21 protein-coding genes are annotated in these 19,926 nt (G+C 38.8%); 8 read left to right on the forward strand and 13 right to left on the reverse strand.

The window, feature by feature from the left end; genetic code table 11:
• The 6 genes from QQK02_RS13155 to QQK02_RS13180 form a co-directional block, all read left to right on the forward strand.
• Positions 1-283, forward strand: a 283-nt coding sequence (locus tag QQK02_RS13155; protein WP_284208524.1) for a flagellin, incomplete at its 5' end; no start/stop codon positions are given.
• A gap of 70 nt (positions 284-353) precedes the next feature.
• On the forward strand, positions 354-791 hold the full coding sequence (locus QQK02_RS13160) for a flagellar protein FlaG (protein WP_284208525.1): 438 nt from the start codon (positions 354-356) through the stop codon (positions 789-791).
• 87 nt (positions 792-878) lie between these two features.
• Positions 879-2,273, forward strand: coding sequence for a flagellar filament capping protein FliD (fliD, locus tag QQK02_RS13165; RefSeq protein ID WP_284208526.1), 1,395 nt, complete (start codon positions 879-881; stop codon positions 2,271-2,273).
• Between the two features lie 20 nt (positions 2,274-2,293).
• Positions 2,294-2,725 carry a flagellar export chaperone FliS gene (fliS, locus tag QQK02_RS13170; protein ID WP_284208527.1) on the forward strand — a complete coding sequence of 144 codons (432 nt, stop codon included), beginning with the start codon at positions 2,294-2,296 and terminating at the stop codon, positions 2,723-2,725.
• A gap of 3 nt (positions 2,726-2,728) precedes the next feature.
• Positions 2,729-3,016, forward strand: a complete 288-nt coding sequence (locus QQK02_RS13175) for a hypothetical protein (protein WP_284208530.1) — start codon at positions 2,729-2,731, stop codon at positions 3,014-3,016.
• A 117-nt stretch (positions 3,017-3,133) separates the two neighbouring features.
• Positions 3,134-5,227, forward strand: coding sequence for a motility associated factor glycosyltransferase family protein (locus QQK02_RS13180; RefSeq protein WP_284208531.1), 2,094 nt, complete (start codon positions 3,134-3,136; stop codon positions 5,225-5,227).
• A gap of 6 nt (positions 5,228-5,233) precedes the next feature.
• Here the strand turns inward: QQK02_RS13180 and QQK02_RS13185 are convergent, their stop codons facing one another.
• Genes QQK02_RS13185 through pseB form a run of 13 tightly spaced genes read right to left on the reverse strand, consistent with a single transcriptional unit; the run spans position 5,234 to position 17,354 of the window.
• Positions 5,234-5,746 carry a GNAT family N-acetyltransferase gene (locus QQK02_RS13185; RefSeq protein ID WP_284208532.1) on the reverse strand — a complete coding sequence of 171 codons (513 nt, stop codon included), beginning with the start codon at positions 5,744-5,746 and terminating at the stop codon, positions 5,234-5,236.
• Complete coding sequence (locus tag QQK02_RS13190) at positions 5,743-6,465, reverse strand: WbqC family protein (RefSeq protein WP_284208533.1); 723 nt, start codon at positions 6,463-6,465, stop codon at positions 5,743-5,745. The genes QQK02_RS13185 and QQK02_RS13190 overlap by 4 nt, the downstream gene beginning before the upstream one ends.
• Positions 6,466-7,086: a class I SAM-dependent methyltransferase gene (locus QQK02_RS13195; protein ID WP_284208534.1), complete on the reverse strand. Its 621-nt coding sequence runs from the start codon at positions 7,084-7,086 to the stop codon at positions 6,466-6,468.
• Positions 7,083-8,036, reverse strand: coding sequence for a DegT/DnrJ/EryC1/StrS family aminotransferase (locus QQK02_RS13200; protein WP_284208535.1), 954 nt, complete (start codon positions 8,034-8,036; stop codon positions 7,083-7,085). Before QQK02_RS13200 ends, QQK02_RS13195 begins: the two co-directional genes overlap by 4 nt.
• Positions 8,027-8,704 carry a class I SAM-dependent methyltransferase gene (locus QQK02_RS13205; RefSeq protein ID WP_284208536.1) on the reverse strand — a complete coding sequence of 226 codons (678 nt, stop codon included), beginning with the start codon at positions 8,702-8,704 and terminating at the stop codon, positions 8,027-8,029. The genes QQK02_RS13200 and QQK02_RS13205 overlap by 10 nt, the downstream gene beginning before the upstream one ends.
• A complete protein-coding gene (locus tag QQK02_RS13210) occupies positions 8,697-9,683 on the reverse strand; it encodes a hypothetical protein (RefSeq protein ID WP_284208537.1) in 987 nt (328 codons plus the stop codon). Before QQK02_RS13210 ends, QQK02_RS13205 begins: the two co-directional genes overlap by 8 nt.
• A gap of 1 nt (position 9,684) precedes the next feature.
• On the reverse strand, positions 9,685-11,064 hold the full coding sequence (locus QQK02_RS13215) for an NAD(P)/FAD-dependent oxidoreductase (RefSeq protein WP_284208538.1): 1,380 nt from the start codon (positions 11,062-11,064) through the stop codon (positions 9,685-9,687).
• 42 nt (positions 11,065-11,106) lie between these two features.
• A complete protein-coding gene (gene pseI, locus QQK02_RS13220) occupies positions 11,107-12,159 on the reverse strand; it encodes a pseudaminic acid synthase (RefSeq protein ID WP_284208539.1) in 1,053 nt (350 codons plus the stop codon).
• 13 nt (positions 12,160-12,172) lie between these two features.
• Positions 12,173-12,952 (reverse strand): glycosyltransferase family protein, encoded by a 780-nt coding sequence (locus tag QQK02_RS13225; protein WP_284208540.1) that lies wholly within the window; start codon positions 12,950-12,952, stop codon positions 12,173-12,175.
• Positions 12,952-14,271: an aminotransferase class III-fold pyridoxal phosphate-dependent enzyme gene (locus QQK02_RS13230; RefSeq protein ID WP_407705044.1), complete on the reverse strand. Its 1,320-nt coding sequence runs from the start codon at positions 14,269-14,271 to the stop codon at positions 12,952-12,954. The genes QQK02_RS13225 and QQK02_RS13230 overlap by 1 nt, the downstream gene beginning before the upstream one ends.
• 58 nt (positions 14,272-14,329) lie before the next feature.
• On the reverse strand, positions 14,330-15,187 hold the full coding sequence (locus tag QQK02_RS13235; RefSeq protein ID WP_284208542.1) for an aldo/keto reductase: 858 nt from the start codon (positions 15,185-15,187) through the stop codon (positions 14,330-14,332).
• Entirely contained in the window at positions 15,184-16,353 is a 1,170-nt protein-coding gene (gene pseC / locus QQK02_RS13240; protein ID WP_284208543.1) for a UDP-4-amino-4,6-dideoxy-N-acetyl-beta-L-altrosamine transaminase, read from the reverse strand. The genes QQK02_RS13235 and pseC overlap by 4 nt, the downstream gene beginning before the upstream one ends.
• Complete coding sequence (gene pseB, locus QQK02_RS13245; RefSeq protein WP_284208544.1) at positions 16,353-17,354, reverse strand: UDP-N-acetylglucosamine 4,6-dehydratase (inverting); 1,002 nt, start codon at positions 17,352-17,354, stop codon at positions 16,353-16,355. Before pseB ends, pseC begins: the two co-directional genes overlap by 1 nt.
• Positions 17,355-17,671: 317 nt before the next feature.
• Here pseB and QQK02_RS13250 point away from each other — a divergent pair, with 317 nt between their 5' ends.
• Together QQK02_RS13250 and QQK02_RS13255 are read left to right on the forward strand one after the other, a co-directional pair.
• Positions 17,672-19,135, forward strand: coding sequence for a sigma-54 dependent transcriptional regulator (locus tag QQK02_RS13250; RefSeq protein ID WP_284208545.1), 1,464 nt, complete (start codon positions 17,672-17,674; stop codon positions 19,133-19,135).
• A gap of 14 nt (positions 19,136-19,149) precedes the next feature.
• Positions 19,150-19,800 carry an acetyltransferase gene (locus QQK02_RS13255; protein ID WP_284208547.1) on the forward strand — a complete coding sequence of 217 codons (651 nt, stop codon included), beginning with the start codon at positions 19,150-19,152 and terminating at the stop codon, positions 19,798-19,800.
• Positions 19,801-19,926: the final 126 nt, after the last annotated feature.

Consider the following 19,926-nt stretch of genomic DNA (forward strand, 5'->3'; position numbering starts at 1 on the left):
GGTGAATTCACAAATTATCCTAGCGGGTATGGATTCATTAATTGCTGTTGTTGATAAGAAACGTGCGGAATTAGGTGCGGTTCAAAACCGTTTCCAATCGACGATTCGTAACCAAGCTAACGTTTCTGAAAATCTATCAGCTGCACGTTCACGTATCAAAGATACAGATTTCGCTGCAGAAACAGCTGCGTTAACACGTAACCAAATCTTACAACAAGCTAGTTCAAGTATTCTTTCTCAAGCGAACCAGCGTCCTCAATTAGCATTAAGTTTATTAGGCTAATTTAGATTGTATGAGAGCCTTACAGCCTCTATAGTAGGGGCGTAAGGTTTTATCATATTGAGGAGGCTTTATGGCGATTGAATCAATAGCAGAAAAGAACAAGTTCACTGCCTTGCAAGCACAGGAACAAGCGCCACTTAATGTTGGCTTAAATGTTGCTGGAGATAAGGTTTCTGAAGCTGCTGATGTTGAAACAGCAAATGAAGAGTCAAACTTAGAAAAGCAACAACTATCAAATGATGAGAAAGAGCAGGAAGAAGGGTTTGATCGTATGGCTCTATTAGAGTCGATTGAACAAATAAATGCTGATTTTCCGATCAAAGAAACGAGTCTTGTTTTTGAGTTTGATGAACTTAATGAGCCGCCAATAGTCAAAGTCGTTGACAAAGAAAATGGTGAGACAATCCGAGAAATACCACCAAAGTATTTTAGTGATGTGTCATCTGTTCTGAAAGATGTTTCAGAACGCTTAACTAATGGTGGGTTTTTGTTAGATAAGCAAGTTTAATTAAACAGGTTAATTTAGACTTATTAATTGAACACTGCAGTAATATAGTACTATGCTGAAGAGGATAGTACTTTATAGGTGGACATTATGGCACTAATCACATCCGCAGGTGTTGGCTCAGGCTTAGATCTAGAGAGTATTATCTCTGCGACTCTTGATGCTGAAAACCTACCTAAACTTCAAAAATTCCAAGAGAAAGAAGGCGAACTTACTGTTGAGCTTTCAGCTGTAGGCGCTGTTAAATCATCTCTATCTTCTCTTGAAGACGTTATTGAAAAACTCGCTGATATTGATAATTTCAATAAGCGTACAGCGACAGTTACCCAACCAGACTCCGGTGATTTAATTTCTGTAACAGCGTCAGAAGATGCTACACCAGCACAATTTAATGTTGAAGTGATGCAATTGGCTCAAGGTAGTCGAGCGGTTATGGCTGATGGGCTGTTTAGTTCAGTTGATGATGTTGTTACTGCGACTGGCGGCACATTAACCTATAGTGCAGGTGGTGACACCTTTGATGTAGATCTGGCTGCAGGGGCAACCTTAGAAGAGTTGCGCCAAGCAATTAATGATGCCAATGATAATTTTGGTGTAACAGCAAATATTATTAACGATGGTACCTCTTCTAAATTAGTTTTGACTTCAAATAAAACGGGCGCAGGTAACGATTTAGTTGTAACGAATAATATTGCAGAGTTAGATAATGTATCAACGGTGGCTAACGCAGGTGGCGCGGGTGGTTTAGCGATTGCGACTGAAGATCAAGCGCAAGATGCTATTATCGAAGTTGATGGTATTAGTATTACCAGTGATACCAATACGTTCAAAGATGCAGTTCAAGATTTAACTATTGTTGCGCAAAAAGAAAGCGAGAATAATGAAACCAGTAAAATAGTCGTGGACTATGATAAGACGGGTGTTGAGTCTTTGATTGAAGAGTTTATTACTGGCTTCAATAATGCGATGGGTACGATAGACTATCATACACAAGCAGGCGCACCGCTTAATGGTGACTCAACGATGCGTAGTTTAAAGGCTCAGCTTATAAGTGCGTTATCGACGACTGTACCAACGGGTGATTTTGAAACCATTTTTGATGCGGGTTTAGGTTTAAGTAAAGATGGTGCCTTAGAAAAAGAATCTCTTGTGAGAAGCCTAAGTACTGCATTAACTGAAAACTTTGACGAGGTTGGTGAATTGTTCGCCAGTGAAAACGGTATTGCATCAACCTTTAGTACATTGCTAGATAACTATGTTGCATCTGATGGAACAATGAAGTCTCGTGAAGATGGCATAAATCTTGAATTAGGTAAGTTAGAAGACGATGTCAGTAATCATGAATATCGTATGGAACAGTTGGAAATAAGTTTGAGAAAGCAGTACTCGGCACTTGATGTACTTATTGCTCAAATGCAAAGTTCAGGGCAATATTTAACAGCCCAACTTGCTAGCTTACCAGGCTTTTCAACATCTGACTCATAATTAATATCGTAGGGTACAGTATGGCTAATTTAAATTTAAAGCACTATCAGAAAGAAGCGACTAAAACCAGTTTAGCGGGCGCAGAGCCATATATGGTGACTAAAATGCTGATGGATGGTGTAGTAGAAAGTTTAGTAATGGCAAAAGGTGCTATTGAGCGAGCTGATTATCAAGCTCGAGCGAAAAACGTTGCTAAAGCAACGAGCATTATTGAAGCGTTGCGCTCTAGTATAGATTTTGAAGCCGGTGGCGACGTCTGTCAGAACTTGTATGCTTTGTATCAGTACATGCTAGAACGATTAGCAGATGCAAGTATGGCAAAAGATACTGTAGCTGTTGATGAAGTACATGCACTTTTTAAAGAAATAAAAGCTGGTTGGGATGCTATTCCGTTGGAAGCACGTCAGCAGGCTGAAGCGCAAAGAAAAGTTAACGAATCTACTGCGGTTTAAATTGTGTTAACAGATGTCACTTCTTGCTACGGCAAGTTAAAGCTAGCTTTAGCAGAAGAAAGACTTGATGATGCCAATGGCCACTTAATTGAGTTAGACCAAGCTATTCGTTGCCTGTTCAATTCTGAGCAGGTAACAAAACTTTCCCAAGAAAACGTCAACTTGTTGACGGAAATAAACGCCTACTTTAACAAGGCGTCTTCAGAGTTATCTCAAGATGCAAAGGCAATACAAGCGTCTTTGATCAAAATGAAACAGGCAGATAAAGTGAAAAAGGCTTATCAACTTTAGTTTTCTTTTTTTGATTTTACTATACAAAAGTGCCGTCTTGGCCTCATACTTGCCTTAACATTTCATAGTCATCAAACTATTTTGATACGTCCAAATTTCAACAGTGGTATAAGATAAATGAAATCATCAGACTACGATATTGATAGCATATCATCGCAGCTAGACCAAGCTGAGGCTTTGGTTAAAAGAGAAGCTGTGTTCGCAGAAAAAGCTAACGAATTATTTGAAAAAAATATTAAAGCCTTTCAGAAGTATTTTCCAGATATTGCTGAGCGATTCGTCAACTTTACGCCTAATGAAAAATTTCAGTTATTAGTTAATGAAGATGGCACGGGTAATATTATTGATTATCATACCAACGTACCTTTCTATAATGATACGCCTTTACAGCAAGTAGCTACGCAAGTAGACGATAATTACAAGAACCCTATTTTAGGACAAATCAATTATTCTCTTTTAGAGCACTTGGAAAACCTGACTAACTTCGTACATATAGATACTATGGTTGCAGTAGGTAAGGTGTTCAACAATGTTACGGATAAGCTTGCGTTAAATACTACCGTGTCTCACAAAATACCGAGCATGATTATCTTTGGTATCGGTCTTGGCTACCACTTAAAAGAGTTACAGACACGTTCTGAAGCCACTTATGTAACGATTTTTGAACCTAACGAAGATTACTTTTTTGGCAGCTTATTTTGTTTTGATTGGGCAGCCTATATAACTAAATTAGATGAGTCAGGCTCATTTTTATATTTAGGAATTGGTGATGAAGAGGATACAATTTACCAAACGATTTATGATCGTGTGAAAGAGATTGGCCCATATAGCGTTTCTAATTCATTTTTTTACCAACATTATCCGTCGGTAAAAGTTGCGAGTATCATTGAGAGAATTAAAGAAAACTTCCATCAATTCTTTATGGGATGGGGCTTTTTTGATGATGCTTTATTGAGTATTTCACATACCTTAGGTGTTATGGATAAAGCGCCAGCTATAATTCAACCGCATCACGATTTACCTGATAAAATGGCGCAATATCCTGTTTTCATTGTGGCCAATGGCCCTTCACTTGATGATGATATTGAACAAATAAAGCGTATGAAAGATAAAGCGATTATTGTTGCTTGTAATTCTGCAACAACCGCTTTATTAGCAAATGATATCGTACCTGATTTTCATGTTGCTTTAGAGCGCACAAAATCAACAGCAGATTTCTTAGAGCATTTTATCCCGGAACAGGCACGTCAAAAAATTAACTTGTTGGTTTTAAATGTGATGTATCCGGAGGTCCTTGACTTGTTCGGGTGGACCGGTGTTGGAATAAAAGGGCACGAAGCAGGTACTACCCTTTTCCAATTAGGTGAATATTATAGTCGAGGCGAAATTACGACGACCCTAGGATATTGTAACCCTTTAGTTGGTAACACTGCGCTTAGCTTTTTCTGTAGTCTAGGTAGCAAGAATGTCTATTTATTTGGACTTGATAAAGGCTATGTAGATACTAATCATCACCACTCTAAATCATCGTATTACTATGAAGAAGATGGTGATGAAAAGTATGAACCAATTAAAATGGGGGCAGAGTTTTCTGTTGAGGGCAATTTTGTCCCTAGCGTGATAACAGAACCGTTTTTGTACACTGGCAAAGAACAAGTAGAACGACTGCTTCTATCTTTTAGAGGGCAAGGGTTTAATATTTATAACTGTAGTAATGGGGTCAAAATGGAACATACGTTCCCACTTAGATCTGCTGATATTATGCTTGAAGAAAGTACGTATGATAAAAGTGACGTAATTGACTACATTAAAACCCATTCTTTTAAAGATTATGAATTAGCGTTCGATCTTAACTCATTACTATATTTCGATAAGTTTCAGCAAATATGCGAAACAATGGTTGACATTTTATCTGAAAAAGCTTCAACGAGAGAAGAAGCATTGCCAATACTTTTCAAACACTTACACTATTTGAATTCGTTTATGAGTGGCGGTGGTTTAAGCCATTTATATCTCATTTTGCAAGGTGAAGCTTGGTATGTAAACTCGGTACTGTTAGCTATTTTATATAACTACGGTGATAGTGAGGAGATAATGCCTTATTACCAAGAAGCACTAGATGTCTGGATTGATTTCTTGGAAAAAGCACCAGATATGTATCGTGAACGTTGGAACGTATTAAGCGACTATGGATTTGATTATAACGAATAGTAAAAATTAAACGTCTATGTCCATTTCTAAAGCCTCATCGTCAAACTGGTAATGAGGCTTTTTTGCTATTTCAAAGCCAATTTTCTGATACGCTTTAATTGCTGCGATATTGTTCTTTTCAACACCAAGGTTAACGAGTTTGATGCCAAGGGACGATTTAACAACAGGCAAACTTGCTTCTATCACTTCTTTTGCAACCCCTTTGCCGTGCCAATTAGTTTCTCCGATTAATATGCCCATGGTTGCTATATGGGGGTATTGTTTCATGCGCTCATATTTTACATTGCCAATATGCTCGCGCTGAGTTTCGTTGCCGGCAAATATACCTAAAAACAAACAATCCTTGTTTGTAAAGTTTTCTTCTATGTAGTTAGCAAGCGACTGAATATCTGCCTGGGTATGAGTAATATATTGAGCCGTTTCTTTTTTGTTTAGCCATGATAAATATCTACCAGAAGCATCGTTTTTGGTTAGTTCAATTAGGGAGAAACGATGCGTTGCTAACGATAACTTTTTCATATCAATTCGCTCCTATCACTGTTTTCTCTGATAAGTTTTAATGTATTAATAAAACCACAGTTAAATAAGGCATCGAAAATAGACAAATGGCTGACAAATTCTCCGTATAGCTGAGGATAAATTGGCGCTTGGTATCGCTGATAGCTCAGCTTAATATTTGCCTTTGTTAACGCACCACCTTTGGTATTTTTTTCAATGTAGTCTGCAGCGCCAACGGGTGACAAATAATGATTGGCACCTAATTGTTGGCAAATACTTACTAATCTTTCATCTTTTACACCTGTGATGCTTGCCATTTCAGAAGCGGTGACCAGGGGCGTCGTGATAGATAGCTGTTTGCAGAGTGTTTTAATTAGTGTGATATTCAGCTGGGCTAAATTGTCAAAAGGTTGCTGAAGTATTGTTTCAACGACCGGGTAAACCTCATTGAAAAATGGTGCTTTACTGTAGTTTGTGATTAACGATTTTAAGTGCTTTTTCTGCCAAGGTTTAGTTGAGAGTAATGTTTCATTGATCATGGTTTCTAGCCTGCCATTGGGCGTAGAAACAGGTACCGTTAACATCATGGCACCTTGCGCTGATTTTATTTGATTACGGACGTGCCAACTGCTTTTTTCGAGTTTCACATTATCTAAAAAAACAAATACATCAACGCTATCAATAAGGTCAAAGAACCCTGACCAAGGTAAATAGGTTGGTTGCATAATCGCACAGCGCATCTATTTTGCATCCTTATACAAATACATCGTAAATTCGTAAGGAACAGAGCCTTCTTTTACAAGATAGTCATGCTTTAAAACAACATGTGCGCCTAACTTTTTACAGTGATCAAAAACCTCAAGAGGGTCAATATAAAAAAGCTCATCATTGAAAAAATCGACATAAGTAGACATGGCATTAAACGCAACACCTTTTTTACAGGCCTGAAACATCGCGTCGATTGTCGACAACATAAACTGTTTTGCGTCAGGCGTATTATTATTGAACACTCCGCTTAATAAAATATAGTCATGTGTTGCAGGGATTTTTTCTTTTGTTAAATCAAAACGAGCAAAGTTCGCTTGCGAGTGCGCTTTAAATTGTTCACTTGCCGCCTGAATAAATTCATCTACAAAGTCTAAGCCTAAATAGGAACCTTGGTAACCTTTTGAATTTAAATAATGGTACATATCACCCAAGCCACAACCAATATCTATGATTGAACTTAGCTGGGTATCAATGTTTGTTAAGATATCAAAACGCTTATATTGAGATGCTTGACTCACATGTTGAACCGCTTCTACGCTATTGCCATGAGCTTGGTAGAGTGACTGATAATATTGTTTTAAATCTTTTATCATTGGGCAAACTCATTTATAAAGTGGACGGTATCTTCTATTTGCTGTTGCGGAGTTTCTGGCCTAACAAAAATATTGATGACATGATCTGATATATATTTTGCTTGTGGTAGCGTTGTACCGGTTTTCAATATCTCTAACGATTTATAATGGCTCGTAATGAGAATGTTCTTAGCATCTGCTTTAGCTAAAAAGCGCTCTCTATCGCCATTTATTATAAGTGGATATCGCCATAATGGTTGGTCGACATCAATTGTCGGTTTAGATATATGTTCCGTTTGCAATTGCTGGTGGCAAAACAAAACATTATTTATACGTTTAGCGGTAAAGTCACCTAGCTCATCAAGTGCACCTTTTAGCCTTTGAATATTTCCATCATTAGGCTGATAACAAAAGAAGTCATTGACGTTTAATGTTGCTTCAATAGCAGAAAATAGCGCGGCGTTATTTGTGAATATCGCGCCACCGTAATTTAATGCTAAGGTTTTGTCATAACCAAAACTATAGATGCTGATGTCGCCAAAACTGCCTAACGGCTGATTGTTTGTTATTGCTCCAACTGCTAGACACGCGTCCTCTATTAGAAGTAACTGCTTACTTTTACAATACTCACTAATTGCTTTGATATCACAAGCGATACCATAACTATGAACCGCAATAACAGCCTTCGTTTTATCACTTACTTGCGCTTCGATATCAGCAAGTGTTGAACAAAAGGTAGTGATTGATACATCTGATAATACGGGCGTAAAACCAGCCATTTGAATAGCAAAAAGCACTGCAGGGCAACAAATAGCAGGCATTATCACTTCGCTACCAGGTGCAATATTACTAGCTTTGAGTGCAACGATTAATGCACTGCTTCCTGAGCTGGTTAATGCAACGTATTCTCTTTGTGCAACCAAGGATAGTTCGTTTTTAACCTGATGTTCAGTTGATATTGCTATAGCCATATTTTAATGTCTTTACGGTAATGGCTAAGTGGAAATGACGTTGGTTGTTCTAATAATGAAATTTTTGTAACGCGTGGGTGCATTTCAAAATGCATTAAGATTTTATCTACGTTATAAAACGTCCATTGAGAATAGCGATGAATCAAGGGTAAATTTTCCTCAATCGCTAAGTTACTGTTTGATTTTATTTCGTGTTCAAATTTATCATCAAGTAAATCGCCAATAAGGATGATGCCCTCACTTTTGGTTACTCTTATCATCTCTTCAATCGCAGCAATCGCATAATCATGCGAAGGAAAGTAATGAAAAATGCTGTAACACAATGTCCGATCCATAGAGTCGCTCAAATAAGGTAAATGCGCGGCTTCGCCTTGTTGAAAGTCCCCCTTAGGCATCAGTTTTTGTGCTTCTTTTACCATCGCATTTGCGTAATCTATTCCGTGAACTTGACTTGCATATGCTTGTAGATGACTTAATAACAAACCATTACCGCAACCAACATCTAAAATGTCATGGTGATGAGAATTGAATGAAAGTTTATTCTCAATGTCAGCAATGAGGCCTTGCCAAGCTTGATCATCAAATGGACGACCTACTTGCGCTTTTAAGTCGGTACTGGCCAATGCTTGGTCATGCCACTCTGATTTTTTGGTTTCAAAATTACTCATAGCACCTCAGTAAGATTTCATTTGCTAATGCTTCACAAGAATTGGTATCAAAGACTCGCTGGCTTGCTTCAATTAGTTTTGCTGCTTGAGGAGACATAATACGATCAACCAAGCCTTTTACACATTGTGTTTGATTTAGCATGAAGTCGTCAACAAGCCCTAGATCAAGCGTCAGTGCTTGATTGGAAAAAATCTGGCTATCATCAGCCTGACCTTGGTTTTGCGAAATACACGCATTGGGAATCGCGCAAAAGCTGACTTCGTATTTCGACAAACCACCACCTGAAATAAAGAAATCGGTTACTTGGTAGTAATCCTCAATGTTAGCCGTGAGTGGCTTTACAACGAGGGTGTTTTTTGTCGAGTTTAATCTGTTAGCTTGCGTAGCTAGTGGGCTAACCAAATGAATTGTTTTATTTTCTAACACCCTGTCCAAGGCAGAAAGCAAAGTTTGTCCACAATTTTCCTTATCCTGCCCACCAATAAAAATAGTAATGTGATTAATATCATTGATTGGTGATTCGATATTGCGTTCTCGAAGCGACTTAAGCGCTTGTTTAAAGGGAAAGAACTTTGCTCCTAAACAAGTGCTTTTTGCCTGGTATTTTTCATCATCAAAGCCTACACGAAAATTGACGACTAAATCACAACGAGACAAATCTAAGGCGTTAAAATCATCGATTGCGATAAGCGTCTGTGCCTTTGACGACAGTAGGGTGACTGCTTGTGATGTTAACTGGTAGTCATCGAAAACCATGTGGAACGGCTTTGCTATACCATCAATAGAAGTCAGGTACTTTATTTCATGTTGATCTAACATTTGTTGGGCAAAAGGCAGATAGTCGCCACAAAATTGTATTGATTGTTGAGGCGCTAGTTGTTCAATTGCTTTTGCAATATTTAAACATCGGCTAAAGTGACCAAACCCAGTGTTAGGCGTAGCATTACACTTAAAAATAATCGGCGCAGAGACTTTCATACTATGTCGGAAATCTTTTCGATATTTCTTGATAGGCAGACGTTAATACATCAGCATGAAACCATTGTTTACCGCTAAATCTGCCTGACACGATGACGTTATCAAACTGCTCTGTAAATGCTAGGTAGTTTTCTGTCGTCGCTTTAGCAAAATCGAACGTGGGTACTGGAAATGTATTATTGATTGTTTGACGATAACTACTGATTAATGCTGAACCTTTAGCAATTAATCCCATCTCCTGTATCTCTTGTAAAATCATCTCTTCAGTAATGTCATTTGCTTCTTCTGGAGCCGACAGTACTTCCACCGACATATTATAATGACCATTATCTTGTTCGCGTAAATTCGGATATAGAGTAATTCGAAAGGTTTTATGGCTGGGATGCCAATTCCAAAGGAATGGCGCAACTTGATTAGTTAAGGGCTTATCAAAATTAAAATAGAAAATATTAGCAGTTCTAAATTCTGCTTTATGTGCACTTGCTTGCAAACCAGCTGCTTTTAAGCCAAAAACAGGTGGTGCGCTCCAGTATAATAAATCACAAGGTAAACATTGCTTACTTTTACCTAGGGTAATTTCTTTTACCTTACCTTGTTGATGAGCAATCTGAGAAACAAACTCGCTCGTGATGATGTTGACACCTTTAGCTTTTGCTTGATTAAGCAAATGCTCGACCCAAAATTCAATGCCCTGACCATTTTTCGGATAGTAATATGTAGGCTTAGAGATATTTTGCTGGCGTAACTGCGCGTCGTAATCTTCTTGATTGTGGAAACTCAACTTATTGTCAAAAACCGCTGACGATTTTAATACTTTCGATGATTCTTCGCCTAAAGCAAGGACACGGGTAATACCAAAATAATTTACTGATGATTGACGCTGTAATTGATGAGCATCAACATCGTTACCATAGAGTTTCGCCACAATAGGCAACGACACTTTATCAGTAATCGTATTGCCAAGGGTTTCCCTTAAATAATCTTCAATATTTTCAGCGTCACTAGGCTGATCTTGTGAAACAAGTTCAAATACAGCTTGCTTATAGTCTTGTTCAGGTAGGTGTCTAATATCCACACTTTGATTGGCTAGATTCCAGTGACCATTGAAAAAACTCCCAGATGGCAGGTCGTTAATGGTTAGCCAATTTTCCTGTATAAAAGCAGCGTCGCCAAATAAAATGTCATCTATTGCTTGATGGCCTGTTGTATTAGGAATATGTGTTCCTTGATCGTAAACAACATTATTATCTGTTACCGACTTTAATAAACCACCGCAGCTTTCGGCACTTTCTATGAGTGTCACACTATCGCATTTATCGGCAAGCAAAATAGCTGAAAATAAGCCACATAAGCCACCACCAACAACAATACAGTCTTTCATTTTTGCCTCAACCTAGCGAGTTCAATCACTTGCTTATTTGTCTTACTTCTCAACCATATTTAAAGCAAATCTTTGACCAAGTTTAAGATCTTGAGTTGCTTTTTTACCAATGATTTCTGGAAGGTATTTAGGGTGCAATCCGTAGCTTGGTCTCACTGACTTCACATCTTCTTCTGTTATCACATGTCCTTTTTTAACCTCTTTAGCTACATAGAGTGAGCGTTTTGCTAACAGGTTTTTCTGAGATGCAGGTGAAATGTCGTAATTGACCGTGCCAATTGCTTTTTCGATGTTTCTGACGTCATCAACTAACTGGGTGAAGTCGTCAGGCGTTAAGGAGAAAAAGCCATCAACAGATTCTGAGTTTCTTTCAAGAACAAAGTGCTTTTCAATAATTTTGCCACCTAAGGCAACTGATGCAATCGCAACACTATTTCCTAGGGTGTGGTCAGATAAACCGGCAATACATTGATAACGTTGTGCGATATCTTTAATGGTAGCTAAATTAATATCTTCAGCCGGCGCAGGGTAGGCCGTTGTGCATTTTAGAAATGCGTATTGGTGGCAATTATTTGCTTCTAATGTTTCTATAGCCAGCTCAATGTCTTGTTGTGTTGCAAGCCCAGTCGATAAAATGACAGGCTTACCCGTTTTAGCAACTCGAGCGATTAGGCCAATATCAGAGATTTCCGGTGAAGCAATTTTATAAACCGGGCAGTCTAGTGATTCTAATAAATCGACAGCACTACTATCAAAAGGTGATGAGAAAACATCAATACCTATTTTTTTACCTTCTTCAAATAATGCTTTATGCCATTCCCACGGGGTATAAGCTTTTTCATACAGCTTATACAGGGTATTGTGCGACTCCCATGGGTTATCGCTTGGCAGTTGAAAGTCTTTTTCGTCACAATCAAGTGTAATGGTATCAGCACGATACGTTTGAAGTTTGATGGCATTTGCACCGCAAGCTTTCGCGCTATGAATGATCTCAATAGCTTTGTCAAAACTACCACAGTGATTAGCAGACATTTCAGCAATAATATAACAAGGGCTTTGCTCGCTAACCTGGGTTTGATTAATGTTGAATTTCATTGGGTGTTATCCATTAAACGATATGATCATTTTTCAAAGACTTAATCAGGCCTTCATTTCTTACAATGTGCTGATTAAGCTGCTTAATTGCTAGGTTATCATCCAAGAATTGTTTTATCTCGCTATATTCGATAGCGCCGGTAAATGCTGGATTATTTACAATTGCTTGTACCACTTGATAATCTTCTTGATTATCAACGGTAAAACGGTAACCGCTATCATCAGAGTCATTTGCTAATTCGATAATATTAAAGCTTTCTTTGTGCTGATAGACGAATAACGTTACGTGTTCGCGCTCTGATGCTAACGATGCAGTGATATGAGCGTGAGATAACGCAGCATAAGAAATAACCTCACAATCGACCCCTTCAGCAAAGTGTTCTGATAAGTAGGCGTAATCCGCTTGTTTATTAAAATAGGCCTGAATGAGCGTTTCACAAAGTTTTGGGGAAAGTAATGGAGAGTCACCGGTAATTCGAACGATATCACTTGCTTGGTAAAGTGTTGCGCAATCATAGAACCGACGCAACACATCATCTTCATCACCTCTAAAAACATCAAACCCAGCAGCTTTAACCGTGTCGGCTAAGTCATCATTTTCTGAGTTTCTTGAGGTGGCTAATACTATGTGATCAACACTTGATACGTGCTTTAACCGATTAAGTAAAAAAACAATGAGAGGCACACCTGCGATGGGTTTTAATACTTTACCGGGCAGGCGAGCTGAACCCATGCGGGCTTGAACAATCGCAATGACTTTTTTTGACTTGATTTCAGTGGTAGCCGTGGTCATTAATTAAGCCTTTGAAAACCACTGTGGCTGACTTCGCCATCAAGCAAATTTTGCAAATTGTTATTGCTTAACGCTTTGCCGATTTGCTGAAAAACTTCAGCAGCATTTTCTAAATACTTATCAGCAATTTCTTTTTGATGAGCGATACTGACATAGATAACATTGCTCGCTAAAAAGCCTCGTTTTAGCATCTCTTGTGTAAATATCGTTTTGATTGTTAACGCTTCGCCTTCAAAACCTAGAATAAGCACTGAATCGATACCGAACATTGTCAGTGGTAAGTTTGCTTTTTTAGCTGCGTTGATTAATCCTGCTTTTAAATATTTGCCGTGCGTTGATAACGTATTGATAACGTCTTGGTTTTCCATTATCTCTAGCACTTTAAGTGCGGCAACGAAGCCAACACGCTCAGTCCAATAAGAACTTGAAATAAATGACTCTTGAGCAGCCTGCATAATATCGTGCTTGCCTATTACTGCACCTATTGGATGACCATTACCTAATGCCTTACCAAGTACGCAGATATCTGGTTCAATATCCCATAGTAAGTGGGAGCCACCGATATTTAAGCGAAAGCCTGATGATATTTCATCAAAGACTAAAACGATATTGTGTTCTGTGCATAGCTCTCGTACACGCTTAATAAACGCTAGATCTGGCATGGCGTGACGAAAAACTTCCATAACCACTACACCAAGATTATCTTTTTCAGCTTCAACTATCGCTTCGAAAGATGCTATATCACCTTCTTTGAACGGCAAAACTGTGCCAGATAAAGTTCGCGGCACACCAGAAGGAGCAAGTCCAGGTAATAGTTGCTCATCGAGGTTTTTTTCATCGCCTAGGTTAGTTGCGATATACCAGTCATGCCAACCGTGATAACCACAAAACGCGACCTTGTCTTTTTTACTGTGTGAGCGTGCAATTCGAACAGCGATAGAACAGCTTTCGCCACCGGTACGAGCGAAACGAGCCGCTCCAGCCCATGGGTGCAGGTCAATGAGTTTTTGCGCAAGTTCAACTTCTTCAAAGCTGTTTAAGCTTGTCATACTTCCATCGCTGACAGCATCAATAACCGCTTGGTTAACGTCATCATTGGCGTAGCCTAGAGGACAGGTACCTATCCCCATAATACTCATGTCATAATAATGGTTGCCATCTAGATCCCAAATTTCACAGCCTTTGGCCTTTTTATAATAAGCCGGCCAGAAGTCAGGTAAAAACATTTCTGCTCTTTTAGACAACAACTGATTACCGCCAGGAATAATCTGTTTTGCTTGCTGCCATAACTTGCTGCCAGAATTGTTTTTTATATCAATCATATGAACCTCTGATATGAGAATGTAGTGGTACAAATACGTCTTTATTGGGTGTAGCTTATGCAGGCCACAAACTAGGGTTAGTTATGTTGTCGTCAACTATCGCAAAATCTTGATAATTAAATTGCTTAACATTGGCTTGTTGATATGCATTTATCACTTCAATTAATTGATTGTTAGAGCAACACCCGATGATAATTTTGCTTATTTGTGGATGTTGCACGAAAGGTGCCAATAGTAGAGTCATTTTATCGATATTATTACCGCTAGCTATTTGCGTTAGCGTATCGTGCGTTGCTTTTAACGGTGCTAAGTGTTTAGGCAATTGACTTGGCCGCATGAGTAATGCGCCCTGCAAAAACAAACTGCGTATGTGAATTTCAACATTGTGGCTGTTACAAAGAGACAAAAAAGGCGAATCAAAAACCTGCTGATCACATAAATTTGCCGGTAATTGCACTACATCAATGTCGTATCGATTTATCAGGGTTTTAGCCTCTTCAATATTATAAACTGAGCAACCTATTCTTTTTGTTAGGCCTTTATTTTTTAAATTCAGTAAAGCCTGGTAATTGTCGTCACCATGTTCTGAATTAAGAAGCCATTTTGCATGATGTGCTGATAAACATGAAAAATGATTAGCACGTAAATTTTTCAGTGACGCTTTCGCTTCATTTTCAATATCTAGCGGCGCTGTCGTTGGTGCTATTTTTCCAAGGTAATTGGCTGTAGCTTGCATATGCTTGCCAAGCAAGTATTCACTTGTACCATAGCTAGATGCGGTATCAAACGTCGTAATATTATCTTTGCTAGCGGTTGCTAAAATAGCATTGATTTCTGTTTCACTTACTCGGCCGTGCTGATTGGAAATACCGTAATCAAGGCCAAACTGAACAGTACCAAGTGCAAGCTTCATAACATCTCTTTTATTGTGTCGATAATGAATTGCTGAGCTTTACTATCAAGAACCGGATAAAGTGGGATTGAGATTGCACGATGGTAGTAATCCATTGCATTTGGGAAATCTTGCTCATTAAACCCCAATGTCTGATAGAACGGCTGTATATGAATTGGAATGTAATGTAGATGAGCGCAAATGTTTGCTTCTCGCATCTTTTCGATAATATTTTTATGTTGATTTACTAGACGCTGAGGTAATAAAACTACATATAAATGATAAGACGATTGGCTATTATCAGCAGGTTTGAGGATCGTTAAATCGGTATTGGCAAACGCTTCATCGTAAATTACAGCTTTTGCATTTCTTGTGCTTACAAGTGGCTTTAACTTTCTCAACTGACTAACGCCAAGCGCAGCTTGTAACTCAGTCATTCGGTAATTGAAGCCGAGCATCTGTTGTTGGTAATACCACGGTCCGTGGGACGGCTCAGTCATTTCACTAGCAACATTCGTAATGCCATGACTACGAAGTTTACTCATCTTATCGGCGAGTGACTGCTTGTTAGTTAAGGCAATGCCACCTTCTGCACTCGTAATGATTTTTACCGGATGAAAACTAAAGATACTAATGTCGCTATATTGACAGCTACCAACAGGTTTTCCTTGGTAAAAGCTACCAACGGCGTGTGATGCGTCTTCTATAATTCGAAAACTATATTGTTTAGCGAGCATTGCAATGGCTTTCATATCACAGCTGTGGCCACATAAATGAACCGGTATCACAACTTTTGGTAGAGTATTTGTTTTTTCTGCATCTGCTAGCTTTTTGGTTAGCGCATTAATCGACATTAAACCCGTATTAGTATCTACGTCAACAAAATCTATCGTAGCGTTACAGTATAGTGCGCAGTTGCTTGAGGCGACAAAAGAGATTGGGGAAGTCCAAACGATATCGCCTATTCCTACATTTAAAGCTAAACATGCAATATGTAACGCAGAGGTTGCGCTATTGGTTGCACAGGCAAACTGTGCGCCTGTTAAATGACAAAGTTGAGATTCAAACTCTGGCACTTTAGGACCTTGCGTTAAATAATCGGATTGTAGTACGTCAACAACTGCATCTATATCTGCTTGGTCGATATGTTGACGTCCGTAGGGAATAAATTGTTCAAACTTATCCATTAAAGACAAGACTCGTTATTTAGTTCTTTAATTTGCTCAATGGTTAAAAAGTCTTTGTTGTTTAGAGAGTTATACTCAAAGCCATGTTCTACAAGTTCTCCTTTTTCATCAAGCGCGTTGCAATTAAAAGCATTGGTACGCGAGCTAAATTTAATCGATGGTGCAATTACAAAATGGTCATGGTACTCATAGGTATCGTAAGATAGCTCCTCTGGGCACATTACTTCATGCATTTTTTCGCCAGGTCGAATGCCTACGATTTTAATTGGTAGGTTAGGCGCCATCGCTTTTGCCAAGTCGACAATGTTAATTGATGGTATTTTAGGGACGAATATCTCACCACCTAGCATCCGATCAAAATTCTTAAGAACAAAGTCGACACCTTGTTGTAAGGTGATCCAAAATCTTGTCATATTCTCATGAGTGACAGGAATTTCAGTCGCACCGTCAGCCACTAACTTTTGAAAGAAGGGCACAACAGAGCCACGTGAGCCAACAACATTACCGTATCTAACCACCGAGAATAACGTTCTATAGCCACCGCTCATGTTATTGGCAGCCACAAAGAGTTTGTCTGAGGCAAGTTTAGTGGCGCCATACAAGTTTACTGGGTTTGCTGCTTTGTCCGTCGACAGTGCTATGACTTTCTCAACGTTATTTGCTAATGCTGCGTGAATAACATTTTCAGCACCATTGATATTTGTCTTAATACATTCCATTGGATTGTATTCTGCAGCGGGAACTTGTTTTAGGGCCGCTGCATGAATAACGTAATCAACACCATTCATCGCTTGAACTAGGCGTTCTTTATCACGAACATCACCAATGAAATAGCGCATGCAAGGCGCATCAAAAACCTGCTGCATTTCAAATTGCTTTAACTCATCTCGTGAGTAAATAATTATTTTTCTTGGCTTGTAGCGGGTTAAAAGTGTTTCAACGTACAGTTTACCAAAAGAGCCTGTACCACCCGTAATAAGGATACTTTTACCATCAAACATAATTAACCCTTCTTTGTGCATAGCCGCCAGTCAAAAAAATAGACAGTAATGCCACTAATAAAATTCTTATTATAGTTAAGGCAAATTATGTGCCGAGTTCGGAATTGGCACAAGAGTTTGCAGTAAATTAATCGATTAATTAATGATTTAAAGAAATGCAGATAAATTACCATGAAGTATTTGCCTTATTTTTAGTCGAATACGGGCTAATATTAGCGTGGTGTCAAAATTGTGTCGTGTTATGCGTCAATTTTTTGTTGATTTATCATCAGCGCAAGTTAGAATTCAGAATATTATAATTACAATAGGTTTGAAGTATGCAGGGTCAGAAACTTATTATCATTGTCGATAATAATGAGGCACGTCGATATCAGTTAGAGACGATCTTCTCGTTTGTTGGTGAAAATTTTACCTCATGTCGATTAGATGAGCTTAAGCATATCTTTAAACCTCAAGATAATATTCTCACGATTGTCTTAGCGGGTGACTTAGATCAAGACGCCATAAGTTTTGTTAAAAACAATCCTGCAATGCCTTTTCTCATCCATGATGTTGTTGATACCCACGATCTTGAACACGCGGCTAATGTGCTTGGTCAATTAACTGTGCCGTTAAATTACGCGCAGCTAACGGAAATGATTCATCATTGTCACCAGTATCAAAATAAACTGCCGTCTAAGCGCAAAGGTACTGCCGGTAACAGCCCGCTATTTCGCTCATTAGTGGGTGTCAGCGAGCCAATGCAGCAAGTGCGTTTTTTAATAGAGCAAGTTGCGCCTGCGGCTGCCAACGTATTAATTCTTGGTGAGTCGGGTACGGGTAAAGAAGTTGTTGCCCGCAATATTCATAATTTATCTGATCGTTCAAAAGCCCCGTTTGTCCCAGTTAACTGTGGTGCAATCCCCGGCGAGCTATTAGAAAGTGAATTATTTGGTCATGAAAAGGGTGCATTTACCGGTGCAATCTCAACGCGTAAAGGGCGTTTTGAACTTGCCGAAGGTGGAACACTTTTCTTAGATGAAATTGGTGATATGCCTCAGCCAATGCAGGTTAAATTATTGCGGGTTTTACAAGAACGGACCTTTGAGCGTGTAGGTGGTGCAAAAAGCATTAAAACCAATGTTCGTGTCGTTGCAGCAACACACCAAGACTTAGAAAGTATGATTAAAACCAATGATTTTCGTGAAGATCTGTTTTATCGACTTAATGTTTTTCCAATTGAAACTCCAGCATTACGTGAAAGAAAAGAAGATATTCCATTATTGTTAAAAGAGCTTGTTTCACGCTTTGAAGCAGAACAAGGTCAAAGTGTACGCTTTACCGAGCAAGCGATTTTATCGCTACAAGAACATTCTTGGGCAGGTAACGTAAGGGAGTTATCCAATCTGATTGAGCGTATGATCATTATGTACGCTGATCAGGTCATTGATGTGAGTGAGCTACCGCACAAGTACCAGCATATTGATACCGAAACATTCCAGCCTGAATACCCTGAAGAGTTACAAGAAAAAGAAGCTATCAATGAATTATTTGCTGGCTTTGATTATGACGATGATGATATTGACGACAGCGGCTTCGAAGATGATGTTGAACAAGCCAATATTGGTGTTTTACCTGAAGAGGGTGTTAACGTTAAAGAGTATCTAGCTGAACTTGAAGTGTCGCTCATTGAGCAGGCATTAGCACGTACTGATAATGTCGTTGCAAGATCAGCTGAATTGCTTGGCATGCGAAGAACAACACTAGTAGAAAAGATGCGAAAATACGGTTTATCTAAATAGTGGCGAAACTCAATATGAAGCATAAAACCAAACCCGTTATTATTATTGGAAGTGGTGGTCACGCAAGTGTTTTACTTGATGTTTTGTTATCGCAAGGTATTGAGGTTATTGCCGTTTCATCAAATGAATCTGTTATTGAAAGGCGCATTTTTAGTGGCATAAATCACCTTCGTGGTAACGAAGCTATTTATGATTTCTCGCCTGATGATGTGATACTGGTTAACGGTGTTGGCTCCATGCCAAATAATGATATACGGGCCACTATTCATCGAAACTTTATTGATAAAGGTTATCGCTTTTTAACGGTAATCGCAGATAGCGCAATTGTTTCTGAACATGCAAACATAGAAGAAGGTTGCCAAATTCTGCACAAGGCAGTAGTGCAGCCCGGCACACAGCTTAGTGCTTGTTCTATCGTGAATACGGCCGCTAGTGTGGATCATGATTGTCATATTGGCTTTAATAATCATATAGCGCCCGGTGCTACCTTAAGTGGCCAAGTCATAACAGGTGATAATGTTCATATTGGTACTGGGGCTAATATTATTCATTGTATCAACATTGGCCAAAAAACGGTTATCGGCGCAGGGGCTACCGTGACAAAACATATCGAAGCTAATCAAATCGTTTATCCTGCCAAGAACTTTATTCAAACACGAAAGTAAGCCGCTTTTACCGTAGAACTTGTTAGAGACAAACAATTGACGCACGACTAAATCCACTTTAATTTGTTGTAATATAAGCGTATTTTTATTTGGCGTGTATTTTGCTTTATCCATGGTAAGTTTTTT

This window comes from Thalassotalea eurytherma (genome assembly GCF_030161415.1).
Taxonomy (GTDB): Bacteria; Pseudomonadota; Gammaproteobacteria; order Enterobacterales; family Alteromonadaceae; genus Thalassotalea_G; species Thalassotalea_G eurytherma.